This window comes from Enterobacter kobei (assembly GCF_001729765.1).
GTDB lineage: Bacteria > Pseudomonadota > Gammaproteobacteria > Enterobacterales > Enterobacteriaceae > Enterobacter > Enterobacter kobei.
Map to the genome: position 1 here is coordinate 1,072,427 of NZ_CP017181.1, position 12,213 is coordinate 1,084,639.

Here is a 12,213-nt window from a genome sequence, read left to right on the forward strand (position 1 = left end):
AAAAAATGGTACGTCGTCTGCTACAACTTTATGTCGGTTTGGGTCTGTATGGCCTCTCTACCACGATGTTTATTCGCTCGGATCTGGGGGTTGATCCGTGGGATGTATTTCACCTCGGCGTCGGGCTACAGCTGGGGATGAGTATCGGGACGGTGATCATTTTGACCGGCGCTGCGGTGCTGCTGCTGTGGATCCCCCTGCGCCAGATGCCCGGACTCGGCACGATCAGTAACGTGATTTGTATCGGTCTGGCTGCAGACGCCAGCATGGCGCTCATCCCCGAGCTGAGTTCGTTACCTGTGCGAATCGCTTTCCTGGTATCGGGCATTGTTATGAACGCGATTGCCACCAGTATGTACATTGGTGCCGGTTTCGGGCCCGGCCCGCGCGATGGTCTGATGACAGGCATTCACGCCCGGCTGGGCTGGTCCATTCGCAGCGTGCGAACCACAATCGAAGTGTCCGTCCTGCTGATTGGGTGCGTGCTTGGCGGTACGTTTGGCGTAGGAACCGTACTGTATGCCCTGACCATTGGTCCGCTTATTCAGCTCTGTATGCCCTGGTTCCGCCAGAAGTCGCGCAATGAGAACGTTCCTCAGCCGGAACGGGTTGTTTAATTTGCGAAGCGCTCACATGTTTTAACGGCATCGCTGTGGCAGAATAGTCGCTTCGACTATCGCGATGCCAGAAAGCATGAAAGCAATCACTCTCTATGATGTCGCCTCCCTTGCGGGGGTTTCTTATCAGACCGTTTCCCGCGTGATTAACGACGCGGAGCATGTCTCTGCCCGCACGCGGGAAAAGGTGCAGCAGGCAATGGCGGAACTGCACTATGTGCCTAACCTGCGGGCACAACAGCTGGCGGGTAAACGCACCCGTACGCTGGGTCTTATTACGACCGATCTGGCGCTGCACGCGCCTTCACAAATCGTCTCGGCGGTAAAATCCCGGGCAGCGGAACAGGGGGCGAGTGTCCTCATTTCCATGGTAGAGCAACCGCACCAGTGTCAGGCCGCGCTTCAGGCGTTGCTGGCGCAGCGGGTGGAAGCACTGCTGGTCAATGTGCCGCTTGACGATCCTCACGCCGAACAGCTCAGGGCGCTGGCATCGCCCGTTCCGGTGCTGTTTCTGGATGTATCGCCCTCAGCGCAGGTAAACAGCCTCGTGTTTAACGCAGAGGAGGGGGCGCGTCTAGGCGTTGAGCATCTGCTTTCGCTGGGGCATCAGCATATTGCTTTGTTGAGCGGACCGGAAAGCTCGGTCTCTGCGCGTGCGCGTCTGGCCGGATGGCAAGCGACGCTGGCACAGGCCGGCCTTGACGCGGTTGCCGTGGAATACGGTGACTGGAGCGCGGCCAGCGGTTATGAAAAAGGGCATATGCTGCTGTCGGGTACGGTATTACCGGAGGCGATTCTGGTGGCGAACGATCAAATGGCGCTTGGGGTGATGCGCGCCTGCGCGGAAAAAGGGGTAGCGATCCCTGGCCAGCTATCGGTAGTCGGGTTTGACGATACGGCCGACAGTGCCTGGTTTTCGCCGCCGCTGACGACCGTTCGCCAGGCGTTTCGCCAGGCGGGCGAACGCAGCGTGACGTGGCTGCTGGACCCCCTCCAGGGCGATGCGTGCTGGCAGGTTCAGCTGCCGGTTACGCTGGTGATCCGTCACTCCACCGCGCGCCGCCATCCGCAGCAGGCCGAGCAAGAGGATCTGGCGCAGCAGCTCAGACGCCTGGCTCTCCTGGCAGAGCAGCTTGCGCGTAAATAAAACTTTGTGATCTGACTCGCTGCTCCGCGATGGAATGCTTTACCCTCGCTCAGTGACAGGGCATGTTAACCAAAATTGTGAGCGCTTCGCAAAGAGGTTAGTATGCCCAACACTTTATCACCGACGCTCGGTGCCATTCTGGCCCGACGGGACTGGGAAAACCCCGGCGTTACCCAGTGGAACCGGCTGTCGGCTCATGCGCCGTTACACAGCTGGCGCCATGAATCCTCGGCCCTGAACGACGAGGAGTCAGTCAGCAGACGTTCTCTTAACGGGGCGTGGCGGTTTAATTATTTTACTGCACCCGAGCAAGTCCCGGAGGCATGGGTAACGGAAGATTGCGCGGACGCCGTTGCGATGCCCGTGCCGTCTAACTGGCAGATGCAGGGATTTGACACGCCCATCTACACCAACGTCACCTATCCCATTCCCGTCACGCCGCCTTTTGTTCCACAAGAGAACCCAACCGGATGTTACTCGCTCACATTTGAGGTGGATGACGCCTGGCTCCACGGCGGGCAAACCCGCATTATCTTTGACGGCGTGAACTCGGCGTTTCATCTTTGGTGCAACGGACAGTGGATAGGCTATTCCCAGGACAGCCGCTTGCCCGCCGAATTCGATCTCTCGGCGGCGCTGCGCGCCGGGGAGAACCGCCTGGCGGTCATGGTACTGCGCTGGTGCGACGGCAGTTATCTTGAAGACCAGGACATGTGGCGGATGAGCGGCATTTTCCGCGACGTCACTTTGCTGCATAAACCCGAAACGCAGATCGCCGATTACCATGTGTTGACGGACCTGAACGCTGAGCTGGACCGCGCGGTGCTGAAAGTGGCGGTCGCGCTGACAGGCGCTCGCTACGCGGAGTGCGATGTCACGATAACGCTGTGGCGCAACGGTGAACGCTGTGCCAGCGCGACCCAGCGGCCAGGCTCTGCCATTGTGGACGAGCGTGGCGGCTGGGCTGAGCGGTTAACGGTGGCGATCCCCGTCGAGCACCCTGCGCTGTGGAGTGCTGAAACGCCGGAACTGTATCGCCTGACGATTGCGCTTCTCAACTCGCAGGGTGAGGTGGTCGAGGTCGAGGCATGCGACGTTGGCTTCCGCCGCGTTGACGTCAGCAATGGCCTGCTCAAGCTCAACGGTAAACCGCTGCTGATCCGCGGCGTTAACCGACATGAGCACCACCCTGAAAACGGCCAGGTGATGGATGAAGCAACCATGCGTCGCGATATCGAAATCATGAAGCAGCACAACTTCAACGCCGTGCGCTGCTCGCACTATCCTAATCATCCGCTGTGGTACCGGCTTTGCGATCGTTATGGGCTGTACGTCGTTGACGAAGCGAATATCGAAACGCACGGTATGGTGCCGATGAGCCGCCTCGCTGACGATCCGCGCTGGCTACCTGCCATGAGCGAGCGCGTGACCCGCATGGTGCAGCGCGACCGAAATCATCCTTCGATTATTATCTGGTCGCTGGGCAATGAATCCGGCCACGGTGCGAACCACGATGCGCTGTACCGCTGGCTGAAAACCACCGACCCGACGCGCCCGGTGCAGTATGAAGGCGGCGGGGCGAATACGGCAGCGACCGATATTGTCTGCCCGATGTACGCCCGGGTCGATCAGGATCAGCCTTTCCCGGCAGTACCTAAATGGTCAATCAAGAAATGGATCGGCATGCCGGATGAAACGCGTCCGCTGATCCTCTGCGAATACGCCCACGCGATGGGCAACAGCTTTGGTGGGTTTGCGAAATACTGGCAGGCGTTTCGCAATCATCCTCGCCTGCAGGGCGGGTTTGTCTGGGACTGGGTCGATCAGGCCCTGACGAAGCAAGACGAAAAGGGTAACGCGTTCTGGGCGTACGGCGGAGACTTTGGCGATAAGCCGAACGATCGGCAGTTCTGCCTCAATGGTCTGGTATTCCCCGACCGAACCCCGCATCCGGCGCTGTACGAAGCGCAGCGCGCCCAGCAGTTTTTTACCTTTACGCTGGTGAGCACTGCTCCGCTGGTGATTGAGGTGCAAAGCGGCTACCTGTTCCGCCACACCGATAACGAGGTGCTGAGCTGGACGATTGCACGTGATGGAGAGGTGCTGGCCGCGGGCGAGGTCACGCTCGCGATGGCTCCCGAGGGCACCCAGCGTCTGGAGCTCGATCTGCCTGCGCCGAAGGCCGGGCCGGGAGAGGTTTGGCTGAATGTTGAGGTTCGCCAGCCGCGGGCAACGCCGTGGTCACCGGCTGGCCATCGCTGCGCGTGGGAGCAGTGGCCGCTCCCGGTTCCTCTCTTTATTGCGCCGACAATGTCTGCGGGCGAACCTCCCGTGTTGACGCAACATGACCTCATGCTGGAGATAACGCATCAGCAGCTGCGCTGGCAGTTCGATTGCACTTCCGGAAACCTGACCCAATGGTGGCGAGATGGCGTGGCACTGTTGATTTCACCCGTGACGGATAGCTTCAGCCGCGCGCCGTTGGATAATGACATTGGCGTGAGCGAAGCGACGAAAATCGATCCGAACGCGTGGGTTGAACGCTGGAAAGCAGCGGGTATGTACGATCTCACCTCCCGCGTACTGTCCTGTGATGCAGAGCAGCATGCTCGCGAGGTGGTGGTCAATACCCTGCATGTCTGGGAGTACCACGGCAAAGCGCTGTTCCTGAGCCGTAAAACCTGGCGGGTGGACGAGCAGGGCGTTCTGCATGGTGATATTCAGGTCGATATGGCGTCTGATATCCCGGAACCCGCGCGGATTGGCCTGAGCGTTCATCTCGCCGAAGCGCCGGAAAACGTTCACTGGCTGGGGCTGGGGCCGCACGAAAATTACCCGGACAGAAAGCTGGCGGCACAGCAGGGGCGCTGGACATTGCCCCTGGAGGCGATGCACACGCCGTATATCTTCCCGACGGAAAATGGTTTGCGCTGCGATACCCGCGAACTTGTGGCAGGAACGCATCTGCTGAATGGCCGGTTCCACTTCTCAATAAGCCGCTACGGCCAGCAGCAGTTGCGCGAGACAACCCATCATCACCTGTTGCGCGAAGAGCCGGGGTGTTGGCTCAACCTCGACGCGTTCCACATGGGCGTGGGCGGCGATGACTCCTGGAGCCCCAGCGTCTCGCCGGAATTTCTCCTGCAGACGCGCCAGCTTCGTTATCGCTTCAGCTGGCAGCAGAACCTCAGCTGACCCTTGAGATGCGGCCACCTGACGTGACCGCAGGCTTATGCCAGGATGCCGCTCAGGCCGTGCAGGCTCATGTAAATCCCTACCACGGTAATCAGCGCAGCGGAAATCCACGGTGCTTTGCGGGACAGTTCGCTAAAGCCAGGCCAGCGTTTGGTCACGTGTTTGAGGCTAAGGGCGGCAATCGCCCCGGACGCGACCAGCGTCAACGCCAGACCGATACTGAAGCTGAATACCAGCGTCGCGCCGAGCGCAAAATGCTTTAACTGAAGGCAGATCAGCAGAACCGTGATGGATGCCGGGCAGGGAATAAGCCCGCCTGTCAGGCCAAACATCACGATCTGTCCCGTGGTCACATGTTGTCCATTAAAACGCCGGTTAATATCCTGCACATGGGCGCGCTGGTGGGCGTCCTGCCACTCCTCTTCAACAAGCGGGTGGTGGTGATCATGATGATGTTCATGTTCATGTTCATGTTCATGTTCATGGTCATGATGGTGGTGGTGATGATCGTGCGGCTGGCTCTCTTTCCAGGTTCGCCATGCCATCCACAGGGCGATTAAAACGATCAACCCCCCGGAGAACAGCTGGAACCAGGGTTCGGACGTATGAGCATCCCAGCCCCGACCAAACCATAACCCCGCCATGGCAATGATCCAGACCACCGCCGTATGGGATAGCGTTGCCGCCAGACCCAGCAGTACAGCCTGCTTCAGCGTGCCGCGGATGGCCACGATAAAGGCAGCCATCATGGTTTTGGAATGGCCCGGTTCCAGACCATGTAACGCGCCGAGCAGGATAGCGCTGGGAACAAACAGCCAGGCATTACCCTGCTGCAGAAGTGAAGCAAAATCGGTCATTGAATGTTCCAGGGTGGAAAGCGTGTGCAAATACTACTCCCCCCCAGTAGTAATATACTACTCCCCAGTAGAAAAATACTCAGGGGGAGTAGAGCGTGATATGCTTTAAACGCCATAAACTGAGGGAGACAGAGATGTCACATACCGTTCGCGACAAGAAGATGTTATTGACTCGCCTGAAGAAAATTCAGGGGCAGAGCACTGCCCTCGAAAAAATGCTAAACAGCGATCACGAATGCGCCGAGGTGCTACAGCAGCTGGCGGCGATCCGTGGGGCAGTCAATGGCATGATGATGCAGGTGATTGAAGGGCATCTCACCGATCATGTCGTGAAAGAGCCTGAAGAGGCGCAGCGTGAAGCCGATCTTGGCGTGGTGTTGCAGGTGATCAAATCCTACCTCAAGTAACGTGCCTGCCGAGGTTATTTTCAGCCCACAGAATAAATTCCGTCTTTGGCAGCGCCTTACTGTAGAACCACCCCTGCCCATACTGCACCCCATGACGGTGCAGCCACGCGAGCTGCCCTTCGGTCTCGACACCCTCCGCCACCATCGCCAGCTTCAGCGATTTCGCCATTTCAATAATGTGCGGCGTGACGTTTTTGTACTCCAGCGCATCCACGAACGATTTATCAATTTTGAGCGTATCCACGTCGAGATCCTGCAGATAGCTCAGGCTGGAGTAGCCCGTGCCAAAGTCATCAATATAGACAGGGTGACCGGAATGACGTAGCGCGGCGATAGCCGGGGCGCTGATTTTAGGGTCGGCAAAACCGCGTTCGGTGAGCTCAAGAGCGATTTGTCGGGGGTGAATTTGCCATTTATTCATTAACTGACTCAGCAACGGTGGCAGTTTGCCGGAGGTCAAATCGGCAGGGGCGAGATTAATGGAGATATGCTGATCGGGGTGGTGTTGCAACCAGTGGCCCATATCTTCAAACACTTTTTCAATGACTAACTGCGTGAGCTGCGAGATGAGCCCGGTTTGTTCAGCAAGGGGAACAAAATATCCGGCGAGAGGCTGCTGCCATCTGGCTGAGGCCAGCGCGCCAGCGCCTCTGCCCCCACCACTTTCCCGCTACAGAGCGCCACGATGGGCTGATAGTGAACCACAAAATCCCGGCTGTTAATGGCGTCAAGCAGGCGATTGCGGGGCGACTGGATGCGACGCAGTATCCGCAAGACAAACAGTGCGGCGAGCAAGCTTATCAACATGCCAAACGGTAACCAGAAAAGGAGTTGCCTGTGCCAGGTATCAGCCAAAGGTTTGAGCGGAGCCCAGGTCACGACGGTAAAGCCCAACTCAGGGACAGGCTTCATCACGTACATGGAACCGTTGTACTGGACGCGGTCTCCCTCTCGTTCCTGAATCATCTCGCGGATATGCGGCGCGAGTGGATTAGTGCTGGCAAAAATGCGGTGTGTTGCGGTTCCGACCAGGGCGGCGTCGATGGCTATTTCCCCGAAAGGGATCACATCCACCAGCGAGTCAGGATCGATCATGACAAGGTAGCGGCCTTTGCCCAGCACAACCATGTAGCGGTGAAATCCCAGATCGTTTTGCGCCGTCAGCCATGCGCTGTAACCATCCCGGGTAATGCGCGTTGGTGGGGGGAAGGGGGAGGCATGGCTGGATTGCTCCAGCGAGGAGCAGCGTGGTTTCAGGTTGTCGGTATAGATCGCTTCCTGGACATATCGCCAGGAAAACGCGGCCCGGCGCATCTCTTTCAAATGCGAAGGGCTGCACGGCACGCCGTCATACGTTTGCAGATGATTAAGCGCATCTTTTGCCTGAGCCAGGACCCTGTCGGTTCGTATCAGCACACGAGAAGCATAGTTATCCAGCGCATCGACAAATTTCTCTTCCGCCTGGCGATGCGCCAGCCAGATGCTCAGGCAAATGGGAACCAGCACAGAAAAGATAAGTATGCCAGTCACCAGACTGACCAGATGTCGGGTATTCATGCTGTCGTTTCCTTTCTCATATGTCGAAATCCGGACGCTGAGTTCCCCGCCTGAAGAGAAAGATTTTACCGCGAAATGATACAGTTATAGCACGTGGGCGGCCTGGTTTTTATTTTATCTCAGGTAAACCCGAAAAATATCAGTGGCAAAAGGGGGGTTGTTTTTTCAACAAGGGCTGGATATTATTTTGTTATGTTATAACAAAACATGAGAGATTGATGATGAAACCCGATATCCATCCAGCGTATCGCACTGTGGTATTCCACGACACCAGTGCCAATGAATACTTTAAAGTCGGCTCAACCATTAAAACTGACCGCGAAATTGAACTCGACGGTGAAATGTATCCATACATCACCATCGAGGTTTCTTCGAAATCGCACCCGTTTTATACCGGTAAGCAAAAAACGTTCTCCACGGATGGCAGCGCGGCGCGCTTCCGTAAGCGTTTTGGCGGTTTTCTTAATGCGAAGCGGGGGTAATGATGCAGGTGCTTAACTCATTGCGCAGTGCGAAACAGCGTCACCCGGATTGCCAGATAGTCAAACGCAAGGGACGCTTATACGTGATTTGCAAATCCAATCCGCGCTTTAAGGCGGTTCAGGGGCGTAAGAAAAGACGCTAGGCGCGTATTTCTCGCCAGCTTTCCAGGGATCTTTTCTGTTTGCCATCGGCGGTAAAATTGTCGGTGGCAAGCCAGCTTTCAAAGGCGTTCGCCAGCGCCGGCCACTCTTTGTCGAGAATCGAAAACCAGTCGGTATCCCGGTTACGGCCTTTTATGACCAGCGCCTGGCGAAACCGCCCTTCAAACTGAAAACCCAGGCGCAGTGCGGCTTTGCGTGAAGGTGCGTTCAGGCTGTTGCACTTCCATTCGTATCGCCGATAGCCCAGGGTATCAAACACGTACCGCATCAGCAGGTATTGCGCTTCTGTCGACATTGGCGTGCGGCTCAACAGGGGCGAGAAATGAACGTGACCCACCTCCACGACGCCGTTTTTCGGATCGATCCGCATCAGGGCCAGCGTTCCGACCGGAGACTGGGTCTGATTATCAATGACGGCAAAGTGCATCGGGTCAGATAAATCACTCACGCTCGCCACCCATTCGGCATACTCGGCGGCCGTGGCATCAGGTTCGCGCAGCAGCCACGTCCAGCTACGGGTGTCTTCGGCCAGGGAATAGGCGGAGAAGAGCGCCTCGGCATGCGCCACGCGCAGAGGTTCAAGCCGACAAAAACGCCCCTGCAGTACCACCCGGGACGGATGGGGTCGAGGCTGCCAGTCGATAAGGGCGTCGCCCACGGGTTGTCCAAACTCATTGAATGTCTTCATCTTCATTTCCGTGACGTTGAAAAGAGCTTCAGACTAGTGAATTGCTGGTTCCTTAAAAAGCACCACTCGGCTATGTTTTGTTGGTACCACAAGGAGATGATATGAATATACCGGGTGATGAATTTTATACTTTGCTCCATGCTGCACTGAAAAAGCGTGGGGACGAGACACTCCAGCGGGCGCTCTATCTGGCTTTGCGAGAGGCCATCCTCAGCGGGAAACTTCAGTCCGGTAGCCAGCTATCCGGCTCGCGCACGCTGGCGCAGCAGCTCGCGGTTTCCCGGAACACCGTTAACGCGGCGCTGGATCAGCTCACGCTTGAAGGCTATTTGCTGCGTAACCGGCAGGGGACAAAGGTGGCACACTTTGCGCATCGCGCACGCATCCGGACATTGCCGGCGCCTGAGGTTGTGCTGGCAAAACGGGTCACTCATCTGCCTGCGCCGGTGCAGCGTGATACTCCGGTCATGGCATTTACGCCGGGAACGCCCGCCATCAACTATTTCCCGTTGCCGCTGTGGCGGCGATTGTACGATCGCGTCTTGCGCGAGGAGGGGAACGCTCTGCTTGGGTATGGCGATCCGGCCGGAGAGCCGTCGCTTCGTGCGGCGATTGCTCGCCACCTCGCGCTCTCCCGGGGCATTGACTGCGACGCCAGCCAGATAGTGATAACCGAAGGGGCGCTTGAAGGGGTTAATCTGTGCACGATACTGTTGAGCGAACCAGGCGATGTTGCCTGGGTAGAAAACCCCGGCTATGCCGGAGCCAAAAGTGCCTTTGTCAAAACCGGCCTGACAATGACGGGAATGCCGGTGGATGATGAGGGAATGTGCTGGGAAGGGCGGAATGCGCCTTCCCCCACGCTGATTTTCACTTCGCCCTCGCATCAGTTCCCTTACGGAAGCGTGCTCAGCGCTCGGCGGAGGCTGGCGTTGCTGGAGCTGGCCCGACAGCACAACGCATGGATCATTGAAGATGATTACGACAGCGAGTTCCGTTATGCCGGTGAGCCCGTACCGGCCATGCTGGGAATGGTGAATAACGCCCCTGTTGTGTATCTCGGAACCTTCAGCAAAACGTTGTTTCCGTCACTCAGAATGGGGTTTATGGTGCTACCGCCCGCACTGGCGAAGGCGGCACGCCCTGCCATTGGCTCGCTGCTGCGCGGCGGGCATCGTGCGGAGCAGCGCACCCTCGCGCTGTTCATTGAAGAAGGTCACTATGCCCGTCATCTTGCTGCCATGCGTCGGCTTTATCGTAAACGTTACCGCCAGCTGCGCGAGGCGCTGAGCACAGCGCTTCACACCCCACACCGTATTCTTGCCGGAGAGGGCGGGATGCACCTGACGGTGACGATTGACGGTATTGATGACCAGAGGCTTGCGGAGAAGGCGAGGGCATTTCAGCTGGCACCCGCTGCGCTGAGCGGGTACTACCTGGAGGCGAAGCAGGGGCAAACCGGTCTGGTTTTAGGCTATGGCAATACCTCTGCTTCGCAGTTTGTGCCGGGTATCCGACGCCTGCAGGCGTTAATTACGCAGCAGCAGGGCGAGAAAGAGTAAAGACATCATAGAAAGAGAGCTGACCTTTGGTGGAAACCATTTTTTGCAGCTTCTCTTTTTGCACGGTTTCAACGGCCGGAGAGTGCATGATGCTCTCGATAAGCTCCGCAGGCACGAAACGCGTGTTGTACCATTCACCGTTGTAGCAGACCCGGAAATCGAGCACGTCGATATCTTCGTAACGGTAGCGGGGATTCACGTCGAAAAAGAAAAAAGCGTTAAAGACGACAAATAACACAACCAGTAGCCAGACGGAGTCCACCAGCGTTTCGGACTTCAGCATCACAATAAGCGTTGCCAGCCAGGCGGCATACATTGCGACAAACAGTCCGGGATGTTTGCGGATAAAGCTGATGCTAAAGCGCGGGCGATTATCGCGCTTTTCGCGGAGGTTAAGATCGTCGATGGTGGCGGTAAGCAGGCGCTGTATCTCGGTCATTTTTTGCCTTTATGCGTGTAGACAATACAGGGTGTCTGCCAATTTTAGGGGAGCCATCCCGCTGAAAAAAGTAACAGTCAGGCGCTAAAAGACCATAACAGTTGACTCCCCCGGGATCTTACAGCGTTTTGATGATCTTCGCCGGGTTACCCCCAACGACGACATTAGACGGGACGTCTTTCGTCACGACGGCACCGGAAGCGACGACCACGTTGTCACCCAGGGTAACGCCTGGGTTAATGACCGCCCGTCCGCCAATCCAGACATTATTGCCAATAGTGACGGGCTTACCAAACTCGACGCCGCTATTACGTTCCTCCGCATCCAGGGGATGGGTTGCTGTATAAATATGAACACCCGGCGCGAGCATACAGTTATCGCCGATATGAACAGGACACACATCCAGCATCACGCAATCGAAGTTCGCGTAAAAGTTTTTGCCCAGATAAATGTTATATCCATAGTCACAGCGGAAACTCGGCTCAATATAAGCCCCTTCACTTTGCCCCAGCAGTTCCGCCAGAATGGTCTGGCGTTCTGTTTTTTCATCAGGCGCAGTGTGGTTATAGCGATGGATGAGATGGCGTGCCCGCAGTCTGTCGGCGCGTAGTGTCTCATCACCCGGGCGGTAATGTTCACCTGAAATCATCTTCTGTTTTTCAATGCTCATCGTAAACCTCTCTGGATGTGATTCCTGAAGGGTAATCGCAACTGGCCAGGAGGGGAACGTTCCCGAAAAGCCGATGTGAGCAGAGTCACAACATTGTTGCTGATGAGCGCGTTTAACACGGAGACCTGGCTTTCGCACAGGGAGCATAACGGGACAGGTGAATACAGCTTAGAACGTGGCGTAGAACCTCTACAGACACACTTCAAAGATCAACGTACAAATTTCCACACGGATGTGGGAATTTTGTCATATAACTTATTCATCGTTAGCTCAGCGAGGCGATGGTCAGCAGCTGAATAAAATACCGCCAGTTCATTATCAGAAAGCTCGTATTTATTCTTTTCAATGACGCGTTCGAGGGTGTCAATTGACTGACAACGGCGTAAGCGCATCAAATAATCGACCTTTGTGAGTGGTTTTTCAGACATAA

The 12,213-nt window shown here is 56.6% G+C and carries 12 protein-coding genes and 1 pseudogene; 7 read left to right on the forward strand and 6 right to left on the reverse strand.

Annotated elements, in window-relative coordinates; all coding sequences use genetic code 11:
* Nucleotides 1-5 precede the first annotated feature (5 nt).
* The 3 genes from yczE (at nucleotide 6) to BFV64_RS05085 (ending at nucleotide 4,959) form a co-directional block, all read left to right on the forward strand.
* Nucleotides 6-617: a membrane protein YczE gene (gene yczE, locus BFV64_RS05075; RefSeq protein WP_014882793.1), complete on the forward strand. Its 612-nt coding sequence runs from the start codon at nucleotides 6-8 to the stop codon at nucleotides 615-617.
* Nucleotides 618-693: 76 nt separating this feature from the next.
* Nucleotides 694-1,764 (forward strand): LacI family DNA-binding transcriptional regulator, encoded by a 1,071-nt coding sequence (locus tag BFV64_RS05080; protein WP_047344466.1) that lies wholly within the window; start codon nucleotides 694-696, stop codon nucleotides 1,762-1,764.
* Nucleotides 1,765-1,866: 102 nt separating this feature from the next.
* Nucleotides 1,867-4,959 carry a beta-galactosidase gene (locus BFV64_RS05085; protein ID WP_069601781.1) on the forward strand — a complete coding sequence of 1,031 codons (3,093 nt, stop codon included), beginning with the start codon at nucleotides 1,867-1,869 and terminating at the stop codon, nucleotides 4,957-4,959.
* Between the two features lie 35 nt (nucleotides 4,960-4,994).
* Here the strand turns inward: BFV64_RS05085 and BFV64_RS05090 are convergent, their stop codons facing one another.
* Nucleotides 4,995-5,816, reverse strand: coding sequence for a nickel/cobalt efflux protein RcnA (locus BFV64_RS05090; protein WP_069601782.1), 822 nt, complete (start codon nucleotides 5,814-5,816; stop codon nucleotides 4,995-4,997).
* Nucleotides 5,817-5,950: 134 nt separating this feature from the next.
* Between BFV64_RS05090 and BFV64_RS05095 the strand changes: the two genes are divergently transcribed.
* Nucleotides 5,951-6,223, forward strand: coding sequence for a metal/formaldehyde-sensitive transcriptional repressor (locus BFV64_RS05095; RefSeq protein WP_028012182.1), 273 nt, complete (start codon nucleotides 5,951-5,953; stop codon nucleotides 6,221-6,223).
* Here the strand turns inward: BFV64_RS05095 and BFV64_RS05100 are convergent.
* Nucleotides 6,216-7,780 (reverse strand): annotated as a pseudogene (locus BFV64_RS05100) (EAL domain-containing protein). The gene BFV64_RS05095 and the pseudogene BFV64_RS05100 overlap by 8 nt on opposite strands.
* 221 nt (nucleotides 7,781-8,001) lie before the next feature.
* On the opposite strand from BFV64_RS05100, the gene BFV64_RS05105 reads away from it, so the two are divergent.
* Complete coding sequence (locus BFV64_RS05105; protein ID WP_069602468.1) at nucleotides 8,002-8,262, forward strand: type B 50S ribosomal protein L31; 261 nt, start codon at nucleotides 8,002-8,004, stop codon at nucleotides 8,260-8,262.
* Nucleotides 8,263-8,264: 2 nt separating this feature from the next.
* A complete protein-coding gene (gene ykgO, locus BFV64_RS05110) occupies nucleotides 8,265-8,405 on the forward strand; it encodes a type B 50S ribosomal protein L36 (RefSeq protein WP_003859006.1) in 141 nt (46 codons plus the stop codon).
* Here ykgO and BFV64_RS05115 read toward each other — a convergent pair.
* On the reverse strand, nucleotides 8,402-9,112 hold the full coding sequence (locus BFV64_RS05115) for a GNAT family N-acetyltransferase (protein ID WP_069601783.1): 711 nt from the start codon (nucleotides 9,110-9,112) through the stop codon (nucleotides 8,402-8,404). The genes ykgO and BFV64_RS05115 overlap by 4 nt on opposite strands.
* 101 nt (nucleotides 9,113-9,213) lie before the next feature.
* Between BFV64_RS05115 and pdxR the strand changes: the two genes are divergently transcribed.
* On the forward strand, nucleotides 9,214-10,674 hold the full coding sequence (pdxR, locus tag BFV64_RS05120; protein WP_014882799.1) for a MocR-like pyridoxine biosynthesis transcription factor PdxR: 1,461 nt from the start codon (nucleotides 9,214-9,216) through the stop codon (nucleotides 10,672-10,674).
* Here the strand turns inward: pdxR and BFV64_RS05125 are convergent.
* From BFV64_RS05125 to BFV64_RS05135, 3 genes are all read right to left on the reverse strand, one after another.
* Nucleotides 10,646-11,113: a YlaC family protein gene (locus BFV64_RS05125; RefSeq protein WP_014882800.1), complete on the reverse strand. Its 468-nt coding sequence runs from the start codon at nucleotides 11,111-11,113 to the stop codon at nucleotides 10,646-10,648. The genes pdxR and BFV64_RS05125 overlap by 29 nt on opposite strands.
* 118 nt (nucleotides 11,114-11,231) lie before the next feature.
* Nucleotides 11,232-11,783, reverse strand: a complete 552-nt coding sequence (maa, locus tag BFV64_RS05130; RefSeq protein ID WP_014882801.1) for a maltose O-acetyltransferase — start codon at nucleotides 11,781-11,783, stop codon at nucleotides 11,232-11,234.
* Between the two features lie 209 nt (nucleotides 11,784-11,992).
* Nucleotides 11,993-12,211, reverse strand: coding sequence for a hemolysin expression-modulating protein Hha (locus tag BFV64_RS05135; protein ID WP_014882802.1), 219 nt, complete (start codon nucleotides 12,209-12,211; stop codon nucleotides 11,993-11,995).
* Nucleotides 12,212-12,213 lie beyond the last annotated feature (2 nt).

Coding starts and splice junctions, on each gene's coding strand:
- ykgO (WP_003859006.1), top strand. CDS start 8,265: ATGCAGGTGCTTAACTCATTGCGCAGTGCGAAACAGCGTCACCCGGAT.
- BFV64_RS05105 (WP_069602468.1), top strand. CDS start 8,002: ATGAAACCCGATATCCATCCAGCGTATCGCACTGTGGTATTCCACGAC.
- BFV64_RS05090 (WP_069601782.1), bottom strand. CDS start 5,816: ATGACCGATTTTGCTTCACTTCTGCAGCAGGGTAATGCCTGGCTGTTT.
- BFV64_RS05080 (WP_047344466.1), top strand. CDS start 694: ATGAAAGCAATCACTCTCTATGATGTCGCCTCCCTTGCGGGGGTTTCT.
- BFV64_RS05125 (WP_014882800.1), bottom strand. CDS start 11,113: ATGACCGAGATACAGCGCCTGCTTACCGCCACCATCGACGATCTTAAC.
- BFV64_RS05085 (WP_069601781.1), top strand. CDS start 1,867: ATGCCCAACACTTTATCACCGACGCTCGGTGCCATTCTGGCCCGACGG.
- BFV64_RS05115 (WP_069601783.1), bottom strand. CDS start 9,112: ATGAAGACATTCAATGAGTTTGGACAACCCGTGGGCGACGCCCTTATC.
- maa (WP_014882801.1), bottom strand. CDS start 11,783: ATGAGCATTGAAAAACAGAAGATGATTTCAGGTGAACATTACCGCCCG.
- yczE (WP_014882793.1), top strand. CDS start 6: ATGGTACGTCGTCTGCTACAACTTTATGTCGGTTTGGGTCTGTATGGC.
- BFV64_RS05135 (WP_014882802.1), bottom strand. CDS start 12,211: ATGTCTGAAAAACCACTCACAAAGGTCGATTATTTGATGCGCTTACGC.
- BFV64_RS05095 (WP_028012182.1), top strand. CDS start 5,951: ATGTCACATACCGTTCGCGACAAGAAGATGTTATTGACTCGCCTGAAG.
- pdxR (WP_014882799.1), top strand. CDS start 9,214: ATGAATATACCGGGTGATGAATTTTATACTTTGCTCCATGCTGCACTG.